The following is a 15,649-nucleotide window of genomic DNA, read 5'->3' as shown; positions in this document are numbered from 1 at the left end:
CCGTGAAGCGCGCCGGCAGGCGCGTGATGCGGCATGATCAAGATGACTCAAGCTTTCCAGAAAGTCGCCGCCATACGCGGCATGAATGACGTGTTGCCCGGGCCGAGCGCCCGCTGGGAACAATTCGAGGAAATCGTGCGCGGCTGGCTGCGCGGCTACGGCTATCGCAATGTGCGTACGCCTGTGCTTGAGCATACGCGCCTGTTCACGCGCGGCATCGGTGAAGTCACCGACATCGTCGAAAAAGAGATGTACACGTTCACCGATGCGCTGAATGGCGAGTCGCTGACGATGCGTCCTGAAATGACGGCCGGCATCGTGCGTGCGTCTATCGAGCACAACATGCTCTATGACCGCCCGCAGCGCGTGTATTCGATCGGCCCCGTGTTCCGCCACGAGCGCCCGCAGCGCGGCCGCTATCGCCAGTTCCATCAGATCGACGTGGAAGCCCTGGGCTTCACCGGCCCCGATGTCGACGCTGAGCTGATCGTCATGCTGGCCCGCCTGTGGAAGCTGCTGGGCCTGAAGGACGTGCGTCTGGAATTGAATTCGCTGGGTCAGCCCGCCGAACGCGCCGCGCACCGCGCCGCGTTGATCGAGCACCTGGAAAAGCATCGCGACATCCTCGACGAAGACGGCCAGCGCCGCCTGTACACCAACCCGCTGCGCGTGCTGGACACGAAGAATCCCGCCATGCAGGAAATGGCCAACAGCGCGCCGCGCCTGTTCGATTTCCTGGGCGAGGAATCTCGTGCTCACTTTGATGGCGTGTGCCAGCGCCTGACCGAAGCCGGCATCGAATACAGCTTGAACCCGCGCCTGGTGCGCGGTCTGGACTATTACAACCTGACCGTATTCGAGTGGGTGACCGATCGCCTCGGTTCCCAAGGCACCGTGTGCGGCGGCGGCCGCTATGACGGCCTGATCGAACTGCTGGGCGGCAAGCCCGCGCCGGCCGTCGGGTTCGCAATCGGCATGGAACGCCTGCTGGACCTTTGGGAACAAAGCGTTGAGCTTGCGGCGCCCGCCGAGTGCGACGTTTACGTCGTGCACCAGGGTGAAGACGCACAGCGCCTGGCCGCCCGCGTTGGCGAAGACCTGCGCGATGCCGGCTTGTCGGTCATCGTGCATGCCGGTTCGGCGGGCTTCAAGTCCCAATTCAAGCGTGCCGACGCCAGCGGCGCTCGGGTTGCGGTTATTCTTGGCGCCGATGAAGTCGCGTCACAAACCGCCAGCGTCAAATATTTGCGTGCGGACGCCCAGGGCGACGCCGCGCAGCAGCAGGTTCCGTTGTCGGGCCTGGCTGCGGTACTGAACAACAAGGGTTAAGGCATGGCATACGATCTCGAAGAACAGGAAAAACTCGACGCTATCAAGGCGTGGTGGGCCCGTTACGGCACGCTTGTTGTGACGCTGTTTGCCGTGGTGGCGCTGGCCTGGGGCGGCTGGTGGGGCTGGAAGGCCTACGAATCGCACCGTGCCAATCAGGCCATGGGCTATTTTGAAGCGCTGGAAGATGCGGCCCGTCTGGGCGGCGCCGATTCGTCGGTGCGCATCAAGACCGCCGCCGCCACGCTGCGTGATCAATATCCGGCAACCGGCTACGCCGCCCGTGGCGCGCTGGTGGCAGCGCAAGCTCTGGCTGCCCAGAAGGACGAAGCCGGCGCCCGCGAACAGCTGGAATGGCTGGCCGGCCAAGGCAAGAACCCCGCCATGCAAGCCGTGGCGCGCCTGCGTCTGGCCGGCATGCTGCTGGATCAGAAGCAATATGATCCGGCGCTTGCACAACTGAACAACCCGCCGGCCGCTTTCGCCGCCTTGTTCGCTGACCGCCGCGGCGATATTCTCGCTGCGCAAGGCAAGCGCGACGAAGCGCGTGCGGCATGGCAAAGCGCCATTGATGGCCTGGGTACGGCAAACCCGCTGACCCAGGTTGTGCAATTGAAATTGGATGCCCTGAGCGGAGCGTGACTGTAATGCGTAAATTTGCACCTGGTCGTACGTGGCGTGGCGCCGTTTGCCTGGCAAGCTTGCTTGCCTTGGGCGGATGCGGCCTGTTTTCCCATGATGACGGCCGTTACGATCCCGCTCCCCTGACCGAGTACAAGGCTGGCATGTCCGTGCGCCAGGTCTGGTCCGCATCGGTTGGCAGCGGTTCCGGCCTGGGTTTTGCACCCACCGTGCTGGGCAGTGCCGTCTATGCCGCGACGCCGGATGGCTCGGTCGGCAAGTTTGATCTGCAAAGCGGCCGTCCCCTGTGGAAGGCCAAGACCGACGGCAAGCTGTCCGCCGGCGCCGGCAGCGACGGCACCACGACCGCCGTCGCATCGCCCGACGGCGACGTGATCGCCTTTGACGACAACGGCAAGGTGAAGTGGAAGGTTCGCGCTACCAGCGACGTCACGATCCCGCCGGTGGTGGGCTACGGCATCGTCGTGGTCCGCAGCGGCGACTACCGCATCCAGGCGTTTGACGCCAACAGCGGCGAGCGTGTCTGGAACGTGCAGCGTCCCGGCCCCTCGCTCGCCCTGCGCAGCGTGTCGCAGATGGTGCTGGCCGAAGGGCTGGTCATCACCGGCCTGCCGGGCGGCAAGCTGATGGCGATTGCGTCCGACAGCGGCAACGTGCAATGGGAAGGCACCGTGGCGACCCCGCGCGGCGCCAGCGATCTTGAGCGTCTGACGGACGTTGTCGGCGTGCCGCGCATTGCGGGTAACCTCCTTTGCGGGGTGGCCTACCAAGGGCGTATCGTCTGCTTTGACGTCACCGCTGGCGGCCGTCCCCTGTGGGCGAAAGACTTCTCCAGCGTCAGCGGTTTGACGCTGGACGATCGTTTCGCCTACTCGGCCGACCAGAACAGCGTCGTCAACGCGTTTGCACTGGATAATGGCGGCAATGTCTGGAAGCAGGCGGCGCTGAAGAACCGCCAGGTCACCGCACCGGCTATGCTCGGTGGTGCGCTTGCAGTCGGCGACCTGGAAGGCTATTTGCACTTCCTGTCGCGTAGTGATGGCAGCCTGATGGCGCGGCTGTCCGTGGGTGGAGGCGCCGTCGTTTCGCCGCCGCAAACCACCCCCCAAGGTGTGCTGGTCCAGACGGGCAATGGCAATCTCGTCATGATCGGCGCCAACTAAAACCTATAGAACAAAGCCTTACACCGTGTCTTTCAAGCCTGTCGTTGCCCTGGTCGGTCGCCCCAATGTGGGGAAGTCGACCCTTTTCAACCGCCTGACGCGATCGCGCGCCGCGTTGGTGGCCGATTTTTCCGGCCTGACCCGCGATCGCCATTACGGTGAGGGCAGGGTAGGCGATATCCCGTTCATCGCAATCGATACCGGCGGTTTCGAGCCGGTCGCGAAAGACGGCATCCTGCTCGAAATGGCCCGCCAAACGCGGCAGGCCATTGCCGAAGCCGATGTCGTGGTGTTCCTGGTGGACGCCCGCGCCGGCCTGAACGCGCATGACCACGAGATCGCCCAGTTGCTGCGCAAGTCTGGCCAGCAACGCGTGCTGCTGGCGGTGAACAAGGCGGAAGGCATGGGTCTTGGCCCCGCCATCTCCGAGTTCCACGAACTTGGTTTGGGTCAGCCCTATCCGATTTCGGCCGCGCACGGCGACGGTATTGTCGACCTGATCGAACTGGCCCTGAAAGATCTGGCCGAGCCGCCCGCCGAAGAAGAGCCGTTTGACGAAGATCACGCTGAAGGCGAACACGATCACCGCATCAAGCTGGCGATTGTGGGCCGCCCGAACGTCGGCAAGTCGACGCTCATCAACACGTTGATGGGCGAAGAGCGCGTGATTGCGTTCGACTTGCCCGGCACGACGCGCGACGCCATCGAAATCGATTTCGACCGCGATGGCCGCCGCTACACGCTGATCGACACCGCCGGCCTGCGCAAGCGCGGCAAGGTGTTTGAAGCCGTCGAGAAATTCTCCGTCATCAAGACCTTGCAGGCCATCGAGGCCAGTAACGTTGTGCTGCTGATGCTGGACGCGCACACCGAAATTTCCGAACAAGACGCCCACATCGCGGGCTTCGTGCTGGAAACGGGCCGTGCCGTGGTGGTCGCCATCAACAAATGGGACGGCCTGGACGGCGAAGCAAAGGAACGCATCGAACGCGAATTCCAGCGCAAGCTGCGCTTCCTGTCGTTCGCACGCATGCACACCATTTCGGCGCTGCGCGGGCAGGGCATCAAGCCGCTGTTGAAGTCGATCAATTCGGCGCACGCCGCGGCATTCGCCAAGCTGTCCACGCCGAAGCTGACGCGCGAACTGCAAGCCGCCATCGAGCAGCAGCAGCCGCCGCGCAAGGGCATTTTCCGTCCGAAGATGCGCTATGCGCACCAAGGCGGGCAAAATCCGCCGCTGGTCGTCATTCACGGCAACGCGCTGGACGCCATCCCCGATTCGTATCGCCGTTATCTGGAAACGCGTTTCCGCAATGCGTTCGATCTGGCCGGCACGCCGTTGCGCATCGAATTCAAGTCTTCGCACAACCCCTACGCGCAGGAAAGCTGATCCATGAGCCGTTTCTGGAGTCCCGTGGTCGGGACGCTCAGTCCGTATGTGCCGGGCGAGCAGCCCAAGCTTCAGAACCTGGTCAAGCTGAACACCAACGAGCATCCTTACGGGCCGTCGCCCAAGGTGCTCGATGCGATCCGTGCAGCTTGCGACGATACGCTCAAGCTGTATCCCGATCCGTCGTCAGACCGTCTGCGCCAAGCGATTGCGTCGACGGTTGGCGTTGAGCCGGGCCAGGTGTTTGTGGGCAACGGTTCGGACGAGGTGCTGGCGCACGTCTTCCTGGCGTTGTTGAAGCACGATCGTCCGCTGCGATTCCCGGACATCACATACAGCTTCTATCCGGTCTACTGCGGCCTGTACGGCGTGCAGTACGAAACGCTGCCGCTGGCCGCAGATTTCCGCATCAACGTTGATGACTACCTGCCGGGCGCAAACGGCGCGGCGGGCGCCATCATCTTCCCGAATCCCAATGCGCCCACCGGCCGCGCGCTGAGCTTGGCGGAAGTCGAGCGCATCGTCGCCGGCAACCCCGACGCCGTTGTCGTCGTGGACGAGGCCTATGTGGACTTCGGCGGCGAATCGGCGGTGGGCCTGGTCGCCCGTTACGACAATCTGCTGGTTGTGCAGACCTTGTCGAAGTCGCGCTCGCTGGCCGGGCTGCGCGTGGGTTTCGCGGTAGGCAGCGCTGAGCTCATTGATGGGCTCGAGCGGGTAAAGAACAGTTTCAACTCCTACCCCATTGATCGCCTGGCATCGGCCGGCGCAGTGGCGGCGCTGGAAGATACAGAGTACTTTGAGAAGACTCGCCAAGCCGTGATCGAAACCCGATCGCGGATGACGGCAGGCTTGGAGTCGTTGGGGTTTGAGGTGTTGCCGTCGGCTGCGAATTTCGTGTTCGCGCGGCACCCCTCCGAAGACGCTGCAGGTTTGGCCGCCGCCTTGCGCGAGCGCAGCATCATCGTGCGCCATTTCCGTCATGCGCGCATCGATCAGTTTCTCCGCATTACCGTGGGCACGGATGAGCAGGTTGACCTGCTGTTGAAGGGGCTCGCGGAGGTCCTGCAAGGGTAAGCTTCAGGGGCTTTTCAGCTTGAAATCTCTGGTGTCACTTTTGCTTCCGGGTCAAGTAGCACGGCCCGGGAAAACCCTGTAGAGTACGTGTTTCGGTGTGCTCCACCAGTACAAAAAAGCACACCACCACTCAATAACAAACAAATGGAGCCTGGCCAATGAGCAATAAAGGGCAAACTCTGCAAGATCCGTTCCTGAACACGCTGCGCAAGGATCATGTGCCCGTGTCGATTTACTTGGTGAACGGTATCAAGCTTCAAGGGCAAATCGAATCTTTTGATCAGTACGTCGTGCTGTTGCGCAACACGGTCACGCAAATGGTTTACAAGCACGCCATTTCCACCGTCGTTCCCGCCCGCGCCGTTAACTTTCAGGTGGAAGTCCCTGCTGAGTAATCTCGCTCCAGATGTACCTTTTATTGCCCGCCAGACGGTAAACGTCGGCGGGCATTTTCGCTTTGGCTCCAATATGGTGCATGTATGCGCGCTCTGATTATCAGCGTTGATCTGGGTGATCCAGACTTCGCGGCCCATGCCGAAGAATTCGCCATGCTGGCCAAGGGCGCTGGCGCGGAAGTCGTCGGCACCCTGACTGCCCGTCGAGACCGTCCCGACGCCAAGTTCTTCATCGGCTCCGGCAAGGCAGACGAGGGCGTGGCAATGGCGCAAGCCTTGCTGGCCGACATCGTTCTGTTCGATCAACCCTTGTCGCCGGCCCAGCAACGCAACCTTGAACGCGTCTTCAATCTGCGTGTGGTGGATCGTGTCGCGCTCATTCTGGATATCTTCGCGCTGCGTGCAAAAAGCCATGAAGGCAAGTTGCAGGTCGAGCTGGCGCAATTGCAGCATCTGGCCACGCGTCTGACGCGCATGTGGAGTCACTTGGAGCGTCAGCGCGGCGGTATCGGCATGCGCGGCCCGGGTGAATCTCAGCTTGAAATGGACCGCCGCATGATCGGCGCCAAGGTCAAGACGCTGCGCGAGCGGCTGGATCGCGTCGAGCGCCAGCGCACGACCCAGCGCCGCGCGCGAGCGCGTGGTGGTGCGCTGTCGGTATCGCTGGTGGGTTACACCAACGCCGGCAAGTCAACGCTGTTCAATGCGCTGACCCGCGCGGACAGCTACGCCGCCGACCAGCTTTTCGCGACGCTGGACACGACCACTCGCCGCATCTGGATCGAAGGAGCCGGGTCCGTCGTGGTGTCGGATACGGTAGGATTCATCCGCGATCTGCCTCACGGCCTGATCGCCGCATTCCGGGCGACGCTGGAAGAAACCGTGCATGCGGATTTGCTGCTGCATGTGGTCGACGCGGCCAGCCCCCAACGCGACGAGCAGATTTTCGAAGTCAACAAGGTCCTCGCTGAAATCGGCGCCTCCGCGATTCCAACCATCCTGGTCTACAACAAGATTGACCGGGCTGGATTGGAACCCCGAGTGGAGCGCGATGCACATGGTACGATTGCGCGAGTATTTGTAAGCGCCACCGAGCGCGCCGGTTTGGACGCGTTGCGCGGGGCAATTGCGGAGACCGGACAGATTGTGGGAAACAATGCCGCGAATTATCAAACTCTTCAATCTGAATGACCCCGGCTGGGGTCGTGGGAATAACAATGGCTCCGAGCCGCCGCCGAAGCGGCCTCAAGGCAATGGAGACGGCCCACCTGACCTGGACGAAGTCTGGCGCGATTTCAATAATCGCATCGGATCGCTGTTCGGTCGCAAGGGCGGTGGCGGTGGCAATAACCGCCCCAACAACCGTGGCGGCATGACGCCGCCTTCGCCGCGTGGCGCGCGCATCGGTCTGGGCGTCATCGCTCTGGTCGCGGCGGGTGTCTGGCTGGCAAGCGGCTTCTATATCGTGCAAGAAGGCCAGGTCGCGGTTGTGACCCAATTCGGCAAATACAAGAGCACGTCGCAAGCCGGTTTCCAGTGGCGCTTGCCGTACCCCATTCAAAGCCAGGAAATCGTCAACGTGTCGCAACTGCGCACGTTTGAAGTCGGTTTCCGTGGCGGTTCGCGCAACAAGGTGCTGCCCGAGTCGCTGATGCTCACGACGGACGAGAACATCGTCGATATGCAGTTCGTCGTTCAGTATCGTCTGCGTGCCGATGGCGCGCCGGACTACCTGTTCATGACGCGCGACCCGGACGAATCCGTCCGCCAGGCCTCTGAAACGGCAATGCGCGAAGTCGTGGGCAAGCAGTCGATGGACTTCGTGCTGTACGAAGGCCGTACGACGGTGGCCACCCAAGTGCAGGCGCTGATGCAGCAGATTCTGGACCGCTACCAAAGTGGCGTGCAGGTCAGCACCGTCGCCATCCAGAACGTGCAGCCGCCCGAACAGGTGCAAGCCGCGTTCGATGACGCCGTCAAGGCCGGTCAAGACCGCGAGCGCCAGATCAACGAAGGCCAGGCTTACGCCAACCAGGTTGTGCCGCTGGCCAGTGGTCAGGCTTCCCGCATGACCGAACAAGCTGAAGGTTACAAGGCCAAGGTCGTGGGTGACGCGCAAGGTAATACGTCGCGCTTCACCAGCATCCTGGGCGAATACGAAAAGGCGCCGCAAGTCATGCGCCAGCGTATGTACCTGGAAAGCATGCAGGACATCTTCACGCGCGCCAGCAAGGTCATGGTTGACACCAAGAGCAACAACAACATGTTGTACCTGCCCTTGGACAAGATCATGCATCTGGCCGCTCAAGACGCCAGCAAGTCCAATGTCGGCAACCCGGGTTCGCCTGCGTTGATCAGTCCGCCGGTTCAGCCGCCGTTGCGTGGCAATGCCGTTCCGGCGCCTCAGTCTTCCGGCAGCAGCAATAGCAACACGCTGCCTCGCGACCGTACGTCGCGCTAACCCGGAGGAGTCCTGATCATGCAACGTTTTATGCCCATCCTGGTCGGCCTGCTCATTGTGCTGGCTGCCCTGTCTTCCTGCGTCTTCGTCGTGCGCGAGCGCGACTACGCCCTGGTGTTCTCGCTGGGTGAAGTGCGCAAGACCATTAGTGAACCCGGCCTGTATTTCAAGGCCCCGCCGCCGTTCCAGAATGTCGTGACGCTCGACAAGCGCATTCTGACCATCGAAACCAACGAAGCCGAACGCATCCAGACTTCTGAAAAGAAGAACCTGCTGATCGATTCCTACGTGAAATGGCGTATTGCGGACCCCCGCCAATACTACGTTTCGACGGGCGGCAACGAGCGCGTGGCGCAAGAGCGCCTGCAAGCGCTGATCCGCGACGCGCTGAACGCCTCGGTCAACGTGCGTACCGTGCGTGACGTGGTCTCGACCGAACGCGACAAGATCATGGCCGAGATTCTCACCAACGTAGCCAAGCGCGCCGAGCCTCTGGGCGTGCAGATCGTTGATGTGCGTCTGCGCCGTATCGAGTTCGCGCCCGAGATTTCGGAGTCGGTGTATCGCCGTATGGAAGCGGAGCGTACGCGCGTCGCTAACGAACTGCGTTCCATCGGTGCCGCCGAAGGCGAAAAGATCCGCGCTGAAGCCGACCGCCAACGCGAAGTGATCGTGGCCCAGGCCTATGCCAAGGCCCAGGGCATCATGGGTGAGGGCGATGCCGCTGCGGCAGCAATCTACGCTCAGGCCTACGGCAAGAACCCGCAGTTCTACACGTACTACAAGAGCCTGGAAGCCTACCGTGCTTCGTTCTCGAAGCCGGGCGACGTGCTGGTGGTCGACCCCAGCTCCAGCTTCTTCCAGTTCATGAAGGACCCGGCTGGCGATGCGCTGGCACCCGTTACCGTGCCGGCCAAGTAATTGCCGCGCGTGTAGCAGGACAAAAAGCCCCTTGGATATCCAAGGGGCTTTTTACTGGTGCGGCGACGGATGCGGTGCCCCTGTCAGGGCAACCAGGGACAGTTCTCCGCCACCATAATCCCGGCTGGCGCTGGCCGCTGACTCATGTACAATACCGCGTAAGCTAGAAAACATTCCGCAGCGGCTGAGCGGGCTTACGCCCCCTCAGCCGCTTTTTCGTTTGGGCGACGCCCACGCATCACTTGGCGTTATTCAGGTAAACATTCATGGGTAACTGGTTGCTGCCCGAGAGCCTTGCCGACGTACTTCCGGCAGAGGCCCGGCGCATCGAGGAATTGCGCCGCGAACTTCTCGATTTGTACCGTACTTACGGCTTCGAGCTGGTCGCGCCGCCCCTGGTCGAATACATCGATTCATTGCTGTCCGGCACCGGTAGCGATCTGGATCTGCGCACGTGCAAGCTGGTCGACCAGCTGACCGGCCGCACGCTTGGCGTGCGGGCGGACATGACTCCTCAGGTCACGCGCATTGATGCGCACTTGTTGAACCGCGCTGGCGTGACCCGCCTGTGCTATTGCGGCAACGTGCTGCACGCCCGCCCGGCGGACTTGCTGTCCAGCCGTGAGCTGTTGCAGATCGGTGCCGAGATTTACGGTCATGCCGGTTTTGAAGCCGATCTGGAAATCATCCAGCTCGTGCTGGAAACGGTGGCGATTGCTGGTGTTCGTAACCCCCGTCTGGACTTGTGCCATCCGGGTGTGGTTCGCGCCATCGTCGAATCCGACCCGGCGGCTGTGGCCCTGGCTGAAGACGTCATCCGCCTGTTGCGCGAGAAAGACGTGCCGGGGCTGGGTGAATTGGCCGCGCGTGCACCTGGCATGCGCGCAGAAACGCTGAAGGCGCTGCAGTTGCTGCCGAATTTGTATGGCGGCCCTGAAGTGCTGAAGAATGCTCGGCGCGACCTGCCGTTGCTGCCGGGTGTGGCGGCGGCGCTGGACGCCTTGCAGGTGGTGGTGGATGCGATGCCGAATGTCGCGTTCGGTGTCGATCTGGCCGACGTGGGTGGCTATGGCTACCATTCTGGCGTGAAGTTCGCGCTGTACGCGGAAGGCTGGCACGACGCCCTGGTCAGTGGTGGCCGCTATGACGACGTCAGCCGTGCATTCGGCCGGGCGCGTCCCGCCACCGGCTTCAGTCTGGATTTACGCAAACTGGCGGCAGGTTTGCCGCCAGCGGAACGGGCGCGTGCAGTTCGTGCGCCCTGGGGGCAGGCCCCCGCCTTGACCGAGGCGGTTCGCCGTCTGCGCCGGTCAGGGGAAATTGTCGTTCAGGTATTGCCCGGTCACGAGCAGGATCAGGACGAATTCGTTTGCGATCGCGAGCTGGCGCTGCAAGATGGCGCCTGGACGGTCAGAACGCTGTGACTAACTCCCTCTTGGAAACGAGAGGGCCGCGGGGAGATTTCCGGATTTCCCGAGAAACTCGATATTGATTCGTAACATGAGCAAGAACGTAGTCGTAATCGGCACCCAATGGGGTGACGAGGGCAAAGGCAAGATCGTCGACTGGCTGGCGGAATCCGTCCAGGGCGTGGTGCGCTTCCAAGGCGGTCACAATGCCGGCCATACGCTGTGGATCAATGGCAAGAAGACGATTCTTCGCCTGATCCCGTCGGGCATCATGCATCCCGGTGTCACCTGCTTTATCGGCAACGGCGTTGTGCTGTCCCCGGAAGCCCTGCTCAAGGAAATCGAAGAGCTGGAAGCTGCCGGTCTGGACGTGCGCTCGCGCCTGCAGATTTCTGAAATCTGCCCGCTGATCCTGCCTTACCACGTCGCCATCGACAAGGCGCGCGAAGCTCGCAAGGGCGACGGCAAGATCGGCACGACCGGTCGTGGCATCGGCCCGGCATACGAGGACAAGGTCGCCCGCCGCGCGCTGCGCGTGCAAGATCTGTTCAATCCCGAGCTGTTCGACGAGAAGCTCGCCGAAGTGCTGGATTACCACAACTTCGTGCTGACCCAGTATCTGGGCGCCGAAGCGGTTTCGGCCAACGAAGTGCGCGACCAGGCCATGGCCTTGGCTCCGGCCATTGCGCCGATGGTCAAGGACGTGTCGAGCAATCTGTACGCCATGCAGCAGGAAGGCAAACGCATCCTGTTCGAAGGTGCGCAGGGCGCTTTGCTGGATGTCGATCACGGCACGTACCCCTTCGTCACCAGCAGCAATTGCGTGGCTGGCGCGGCGTCGGCCGGTGCTGGCGTGGGTCCGCAGCAACTGGACTACGTCCTGGGTATCACCAAGGCCTACACGACTCGCGTCGGTTCGGGCCCGTTCCCGACGGAACTGGTCGACGAAATCGGCACCCGTCTGGCCACCATCGGCAAGGAATTCGGTTCGGTCACGGGCCGTCCGCGTCGTTGCGGCTGGTTTGATGGCGCTGCCCTGAAGCGTTCGGTTCGCCTGAACGGCATTTCCGGTCTGTGCATCACCAAGCTGGACGTGCTGGACGGTCTGGAAACCATCCAGTTGGGCGTTGGCTACCGTGTGAACGGTGAGTTCCGCGACGTGCTGCCTTACGGCGCCCACGCTGTGGCTCAGGCTCAGCCGGTGCTGGAAGAGCTGCCGGGCTGGTCGGAATCGACCGTTGGCATCACCGAGTACGACAAGCTGCCCGAAGCGGCTCGCCGTTACCTGGAGCGCGTGGCCGAAGTTTGCGGCGTGCCGATCGACCTGGTGTCGACTGGCCCTGACCGTAACGAAACCATTGTCCTGCGTCATCCCCTGAAGGGCTGATCGGGTTATTATTCCAAAGGCCGCCGCCGGTCTCATACCGGCGGCGGCCTTTTCGTATCTTTAAGCAGGAGATGCTTGCGTATGAGCACGCCGACCAATGATGACAGCCATCTGTGGGTGACGTGGGACGATTACAACCGCTTGATCGAACGCCTGACGTTGCAGGTGCATCAGTCGGGATGGAAGTTCGACAAGATTCTGTGTCTGGCGCGCGGCGGTATGCGCGTCGGCGATGTGATGTCCCGTATTTTTGATGTGCCGCTGGGTATCTTGGCCACGAGCAGCTATCGCGAAGCAGCCGGCACCAAGCAGGGCGACATGGATATCGCCCAGTTCATCACTATCACGCGCGGCACGTTGTCCGGGCGGGTGTTGCTGGTGGACGACATGGTCGATACCGGTAAAACCTTCAGCAAGGTCTATGACCACCTGAAGCGCCAGTTTGCCGACATCACGGAGCTGCGCAGCGCCGTGTTGTGGTGGAAGGGGCATTCCCAGGCAACGCCCGACTACTACGTCGAGAAGCTGCCCACGAATCCTTGGATTCACCAGCCGTTTGAAGACTACGACAGCCTGCGTCCGCATCAGCTGGAAGCCTGGATTCGCAAGGGCTCGCAGAGCTGAGTCCGGCGGGTTAAGGGAGGGGAGTTTGGCCGCCTAGGCGCCAAGTGTCCCTCCCAGTAGTCAAACTATGCATGACCATGCTAGAATCGCTGGTTATCGCTAAACCGAACTTGGCTTGTTACTCTTTGGGTAGTCTTTGGGTAACGGAAACAGCCAGCGCAATTCGTTGCGCCGCCCAAGGTCCCCGTTCCGCGATCATCGCGGACCTGGGTCTAACCTAGCGCGGCGTTGCTGGTAAGCAAGCCAGGTTTGTCATCAACTTTTGTTACCCTACAAGCAGGCCAATCACTTTATGCCTATCGTTCGACTGAAGGAAAACGAACCGTTTGAAGCCGCTCTGCGTCGCTTCAAGCGCACCATCGAAAAGACCGGTTTGCTCACCGAGCTGCGTTCGCGCGAGTTCTATGAGAAGCCCACGGCTGAGCGCAAGCGCAAGCATGCTGCCGCTGTGAAGCGCCACTACAAGCGCATCCGTAGCCAACAACTGCCCCCGCGCCTGTATTGATTTTTGATTCCCGAATCTATTGATTCCAGAATCATTCATCCAGGATCTACTCGCCCGAGTCGACGTCGTCGACGTAGTCGGGCGATATGTGCAGTTGCGAAAGGGTGGGGCCAACTTGCTTGGCCTATGCCCCTTTCATAACGAAAAAAGTCCGTCATTTACTGTCAGCCCCACCAAGCAGTTCTATCACTGCTTCGGCTGTGGAGCACACGGCAGTGCCATCACTTTTCTGATGGAACATACGGGTACCAGTTTCCCCGAAGCCGTGCGTACGCTCGCGGCTTCGGCGGGAATGACGGTTCCCGAAGAAAATCGTAGTCCACGCCAGCAACAGGAATCCGCGCGCCGCAAGGCCGAGGAGTCTCGTCATACGCAGGTATTGGATGCCGCTCAGGCGCATTACCTGAAGCAGTTGCGTGCGTCGCCCGCGGCGATCCGCTATCTGAAACAGCGTGGCCTGACTGGCGAAATTGCGGCGCATTTCGGCCTGGGTTGGTCGGGCACCGACCGCCACGGCTTATCGCAAGTTTTCCCAAATTACGAAGACCCCACTTTGGTGGAGTCCGGCCTTGTCATTGAGTCCGAAGACGGGCGTCGTTACGACCGTTTCCGTGAACGTGTCATGTTTCCGATCCGCAATGCGCGAGGAAGCCTGATCGGGTTCGGCGGACGTATCATCGGCAAGGGCGAGCCCAAGTACCTGAATTCCCCCGAAACGCCTCTGTTCTCCAAGGGCCACGAACTCTATGGTTTGTGGGAGGCCCGCCAGTCCATCCGGCAGGAAGGGCAGGTGATCGTGGTCGAAGGCTATATGGACGTCGTTGGGCTGGCGCAGCAAGGCATTGCCAATGCTGTCGCCACGCTGGGCACCGCCACCACCCCTGACCACGTGAAGAAGCTGCTTCGCACAAGCGACAAGGTGATCTTCAGTTTCGATGGGGACGGAGCCGGGCGGCGAGCGGCCTGGCGTGCCTTGCAGGCTTGCCTTCCCGTGTTGCGCGATGACATCGCGATCCGCTTCCTGTTTTTGCCCTCGGAACATGACCCGGATTCTTATGTGCGCGAGTTGGGCGCCGAAGCGTTCCGGGCCTGTCTGGGCGATGCGGTCGCGCTGTCGCGCTTCTTGCTGGATGAATTGGCGTCGCGGCACAACATGAACGAGGCCGAAGGGCGGGCAAGCTGTCTGCACGAAGCCAAACCCCTGTTGGCTGCCATTCCCGAGTGCGCGTTGCGCGTGCAGATCGAGCGGGAGATGGCTAAGCTGGTCCAACTGACGCCCGAAGAAATGTCGCAGATTTTGGCCCAACAACCGGCCAAGCCCTTTGCGCCGGCGCCTGCGGCCAAGCCTGCGCAGGGTGATGCGGCGCCCGCCACGGGTTCGACAGGGTCGGATCATGACGGCGGTTACGCAGACATGGGCTACGACTTTGCCGGGCATGACTTCAGCGACATCCCTGCCGACGAGCCAGATTACGCCGACTATGGCCACTTCCCGTCTCAAGGCGGGCCATCTGCAGGCGCAGGCGGCGGTCAGCGCGCGGGTGGCAAGCCGGAATGGAAAGGCAAGAGCGATTGGAAGGGCAAAAGCGACTGGAAGGGCAGCAAGGGCAACTGGAAAGGACGCCGCGATAACGACGTTGGCGGTTTCGAAGGGCGCCGTACGATGCCGTCGTTGGCAAAACGCTTGCTGGGATTGTTGCTGGCGCACCCGGAATTAGTGGATTCCATGGGGGATCAACAGCTTGAAGTTATCGACCATGGCCCTCATCTAGGATTAGTAAGAGACTTGATCATGCTGGCGCAGTCCAGCGGTGCGCGCCATGTGGGCGCGTTGCTCGAGGCCGCGGAACCTGATTCGGACTTGGCCACGGTGCTGAAGGGCTTGCGGGCCGATATCCTGTCGCAGGAAGACTTGCCCGATCCCCAGACCGAGTGGGATGACGCCTTGCGGCGGATTGAGTTCGACTCAGCCAAGCTCGAAGTGGCGAAGCTGGCGGCAGAGGGATTGGCGACTGACGAGGCCCGCAAGCGCTACCTGGAACTTTCCAGCCGATTGGCCGTGCTGAAGGGTGCCGGGATACGTTAAATGCGCTAAAATCAAAGGTTGTCCGCTTGCCGGAAGCTTTAGGTTCTTGGCCTCCATTTGATTTTTTGACCGCCATTCGATTCATTTGCAGTTGAATTTAGCTTAATTTTTCCTGAATTTGCTGGTGATCCTGAATGATGGCAGCCCTGATCTGGATGGACGGGGCCGGAACTTGCGGCTGTTTCAGTAAAAGTGTGCGGAAAGCTGGAATCAATTCTGGCTGTTGGAATCTAAGAAAGACGGATTGAAGAAAGCGGATT

Annotated in this window: 14 protein-coding genes; all 14 read left to right on the top strand. The window is 61.4% G+C overall.

Annotated features, from left to right (window positions below; all coding sequences use genetic code 11):
* Window positions 1–42 precede the first annotated feature (42 nt).
* The 14 genes from hisS to dnaG all read left to right on the top strand — a co-directional run bounded on the left by hisS (window position 43) and on the right by dnaG (window position 15,389).
* On the top strand, window positions 43–1,329 hold the full coding sequence (gene hisS, locus AC1DB0_RS28650; RefSeq protein ID WP_156337025.1) for a histidine--tRNA ligase: 1,287 nt from the start codon (window positions 43–45) through the stop codon (window positions 1,327–1,329).
* Between the two features lie 3 nt (window positions 1,330–1,332).
* Window positions 1,333–1,971 carry a YfgM family protein gene (locus tag AC1DB0_RS28645; protein ID WP_054427447.1) on the top strand — a complete coding sequence of 213 codons (639 nt, stop codon included), beginning with the start codon at window positions 1,333–1,335 and terminating at the stop codon, window positions 1,969–1,971.
* Between the two features lie 5 nt (window positions 1,972–1,976).
* Window positions 1,977–3,134, top strand: coding sequence for an outer membrane protein assembly factor BamB (bamB, locus tag AC1DB0_RS28640; protein WP_054427448.1), 1,158 nt, complete (start codon window positions 1,977–1,979; stop codon window positions 3,132–3,134).
* A 25-nt stretch (window positions 3,135–3,159) separates the two neighbouring features.
* The gene (gene der, locus AC1DB0_RS28635) at window positions 3,160–4,524 is read left to right on the top strand and encodes a ribosome biogenesis GTPase Der (RefSeq protein ID WP_054427449.1); all 1,365 of its coding nucleotides are present in this window, start codon (window positions 3,160–3,162) and stop codon (window positions 4,522–4,524) included.
* Window positions 4,525–4,527: 3 nt separating this feature from the next.
* Entirely contained in the window at window positions 4,528–5,601 is a 1,074-nt protein-coding gene (hisC, locus tag AC1DB0_RS28630; protein WP_346552662.1) for a histidinol-phosphate transaminase, read from the top strand.
* A gap of 158 nt (window positions 5,602–5,759) precedes the next feature.
* Window positions 5,760–5,996, top strand: coding sequence for an RNA chaperone Hfq (gene hfq / locus AC1DB0_RS28625; RefSeq protein WP_006218585.1), 237 nt, complete (start codon window positions 5,760–5,762; stop codon window positions 5,994–5,996).
* Window positions 5,997–6,080: 84 nt separating this feature from the next.
* The gene (gene hflX, locus AC1DB0_RS28620; protein WP_054427451.1) at window positions 6,081–7,187 is read left to right on the top strand and encodes a GTPase HflX; all 1,107 of its coding nucleotides are present in this window, start codon (window positions 6,081–6,083) and stop codon (window positions 7,185–7,187) included.
* The gene (hflK, locus tag AC1DB0_RS28615) at window positions 7,153–8,457 is read left to right on the top strand and encodes an FtsH protease activity modulator HflK (protein WP_054427452.1); all 1,305 of its coding nucleotides are present in this window, start codon (window positions 7,153–7,155) and stop codon (window positions 8,455–8,457) included. Before hflX ends, hflK begins: the two co-directional genes overlap by 35 nt.
* An 18-nt stretch (window positions 8,458–8,475) precedes the next feature.
* Entirely contained in the window at window positions 8,476–9,378 is a 903-nt protein-coding gene (gene hflC, locus AC1DB0_RS28610) for a protease modulator HflC (protein ID WP_054427453.1), read from the top strand.
* Between the two features lie 266 nt (window positions 9,379–9,644).
* Entirely contained in the window at window positions 9,645–10,802 is a 1,158-nt protein-coding gene (locus AC1DB0_RS28605) for an ATP phosphoribosyltransferase regulatory subunit (RefSeq protein WP_054427454.1), read from the top strand.
* 76 nt (window positions 10,803–10,878) lie between these two features.
* Window positions 10,879–12,174 (top strand): adenylosuccinate synthase, encoded by a 1,296-nt coding sequence (locus tag AC1DB0_RS28600; protein WP_054427455.1) that lies wholly within the window; start codon window positions 10,879–10,881, stop codon window positions 12,172–12,174.
* Between the two features lie 81 nt (window positions 12,175–12,255).
* Window positions 12,256–12,798: a phosphoribosyltransferase gene (locus tag AC1DB0_RS28595; protein WP_054427456.1), complete on the top strand. Its 543-nt coding sequence runs from the start codon at window positions 12,256–12,258 to the stop codon at window positions 12,796–12,798.
* Between the two features lie 292 nt (window positions 12,799–13,090).
* Window positions 13,091–13,303, top strand: a complete 213-nt coding sequence (gene rpsU / locus AC1DB0_RS28590) for a 30S ribosomal protein S21 (RefSeq protein ID WP_006218592.1) — start codon at window positions 13,091–13,093, stop codon at window positions 13,301–13,303.
* Window positions 13,304–13,322: 19 nt separating this feature from the next.
* Window positions 13,323–15,389, top strand: a complete 2,067-nt coding sequence (gene dnaG / locus AC1DB0_RS28585) for a DNA primase (protein WP_054427457.1) — start codon at window positions 13,323–13,325, stop codon at window positions 15,387–15,389.
* Window positions 15,390–15,649 lie beyond the last annotated feature (260 nt).

The organism is Achromobacter sp. 10T422 (genome assembly GCF_056394065.1).
The sequence above is the reverse complement of the archived record's forward strand: the minus strand, read 5'-3'. Positions and strand labels throughout refer to the sequence as shown.